Genomic DNA, 2,244 nt, shown 5'->3' with positions numbered 1-2,244 from the left:
CGCGCAGACCACGAACAGAAGCAAGATCCGCGACCGGACGACATCTGCGTTGACCATCCACCGCCCAATGACAGAAGGCGTCCGAATCCGTTTCTCGGTCCTTGGCGATTAGGTCTGGACCCAGCGGAAGAGAGTGGTGTGCGCGATCTCGACGCCGCGGTCCTGAAGCATAAGTTCGAGATCGCGGTCGCTGATCGGGAACATCAGGTACCATCGGACCGCCCAGAGGATCACCTCGACGGTGAACTGTCGCCCCTTGAAGGACTCATTCGGCCTCACTGAGGCCACTCGCCGCCGTTTCGCCATACCAAGGATTGTACCTGCTCGGGGAGGCGCGGCAAACTTGCAACGGAACCCCAAGATTTTTGTTCGCCGTTGCGGTTTATTGAGGCTTGCCACGCATGCTTGACGATCTTGCGATCTCAGCATCCCGCTTCTGAACAATGATTTTCATCAGTGCGTCGCTGTCCTTACTTGAGCTTGTCAGATTTTCGCCTACCAAAACCGTTATGGCCGCGTCGTATTGCCTGACTTCAGATAATGTTCGCGCTAGGACGCGTTTCAGGTCTTCGCTTTCAGGAGCTAGCGCAGCAGCAAACCGAGCAGCTGCAACGGCCTGACTAAAATTGCGCAGCTTTGTGTGGCAACGACTAATTCCCCGCCACGCCCGATGATTTCCGAGATCTAAGTCTGCGACAAGTTTGAAAATGGCAAGAGCCTCATCTGCCCGCCCGGCATCGATCAGGAAATGAGCTAGGCTAAGACCAATTCGCTCGTTTTTCGGCGCTATCGCGTGAGCGTGCCGCATGAAGGGAATGCTGCGCCTACCAAGACTATTTGTGCCAAAGCGCTTCTCATTTTCGAACGCGCTTCGCCCTATGGTTTCCCAATAGAAAGAGCTTTTCATTCTGTTCGGTCGCGCAAGGCGCCGAGCGACTTCTGAGGAAAGTGTCGCAGAATAGGCGTGATCTAATATGGCTTTCAATGCGCCGCATTCTTGCAGAAATGCAGGAATAAAATGCCCACCGAAAGGCATATTAATTATTTCGGATTTTGGAACTCTGTTAAAAAAAATAGCATGCTTGGCATCCGGCGATCTCAGATCCGCAATGATCCATTTTTGCGCTGATAGTGAAATCTGGACTGCCAAATTCTCAGTTGAGAAATCGACTGAGCGCGCTTCGCCCTTCCATCGCTCTTCATATGGTGGCGCGGCAGGATTTGCGGACCACTGAGGCGCAAGCAGCAGGCAGCTGTCCGCCTGTATCGCGGTGGAGCACATCGCGGCACCGTATGCCCCCATGGAGGTGCCGTAGGTGAAGACTGCGCCAAATCCGAGGCGATCTAGATACGTCCTCGCGACAGCACAGCCCGCCATGGTCGATGGCGTCAGATACCAGTTATCGGCCTTCGAAATGAAGTAAACGGCAGGGGTATTGGTCCGCGTGAAATACGCCTCGCCAAATCCCTGCTTCCGCTCACGCAGCGATGCGAAAGACACGGCGGCCTTTGTCCTGTCGCCAGAGACCGCGCGCACTAGAAGATTCTCGTCCTCAAAGAGGATCTGCGACGGCTGATTTGGCACGGACCATCCCGGGATACTGACCTGGGATCAGTTTATGCCGAAATCGATCCACCCCGACAATCTGGAATACCCCCGATGGCAACCACTTTTGCCGCGAAGACGCTGGCTGCGCTCAACGCGCAGGCCGAAGCGGCGGCTGACCGTCACGCCACACAGGCCGGGCCATCGTGGCCGAGGCCGTGCTGCCCTTGATGCGGCAGGTGGAGGCGCTGAGGGCGGAGGTGGCCGCGCTGCGCCCCACGCCGCCCTGCCGCCGCCGACGACCGAGCCCAAGCCGGACCCGTCAGGCTGAGCGGTCGAGATCACCGGCAAGGGCGGCACCTGGTCCTGTTCGCTGGATGAGATCGTCGGCGCGACCTCGCTCCGCGTGGTGGCTGATCTGGGCGATGGCTGGGCCGACGTCTAGCACTACCTGGGCATTTTAGATCGAGGCGGCAGAAACCTGCGTCGGCAGTGCGGACATCGGATCGGTGCGGTGAGATGCGCGAACAGCCGGTCGAGGATGGCGCATCGCACGGCGGGCAGCCGCCGCTGGGCTATGCGGGGCAGCCGCCCCCTCGCGCCGCGCGATCAGTTGGACGCCTTCTGTCATTGGGCGGTGGATGGTCAACGCAGATGTCGTCCGGTCGCGGATCTTGCTTCTGTTCGTGGTCTGCGCG

Annotated in this window: 3 protein-coding genes; 1 reads left to right on the top strand and 2 read right to left on the bottom strand. The window is 58.6% G+C overall.

Annotated features, from left to right (window positions below):
• Nucleotides 1–282, top strand: a 282-nt coding sequence (locus tag EBE87_RS30735; protein WP_408887774.1) for a hypothetical protein, incomplete at its 5' end; no start/stop codon positions are given.
• 100 nt (nucleotides 283–382) lie between these two features.
• Here EBE87_RS30735 and EBE87_RS28870 read toward each other — a convergent pair.
• Nucleotides 383–1,585: a tetratricopeptide repeat protein gene (locus tag EBE87_RS28870; protein WP_147426294.1), complete on the bottom strand. Its 1,203-nt coding sequence runs from the start codon at nucleotides 1,583–1,585 to the stop codon at nucleotides 383–385.
• A gap of 421 nt (nucleotides 1,586–2,006) precedes the next feature.
• On the bottom strand, nucleotides 2,007–2,244 hold a 238-nt coding region (locus EBE87_RS30205), incomplete at its 5' end, for a hypothetical protein (RefSeq protein ID WP_233553551.1).

The sequence above is a fragment of the Teichococcus wenyumeiae genome (assembly GCF_003696345.1).
Lineage (GTDB): Bacteria > Pseudomonadota > Alphaproteobacteria > Acetobacterales > Acetobacteraceae > Pseudoroseomonas > Pseudoroseomonas wenyumeiae.
This window is presented reverse-complemented; position numbering and strand designations above follow the sequence as displayed.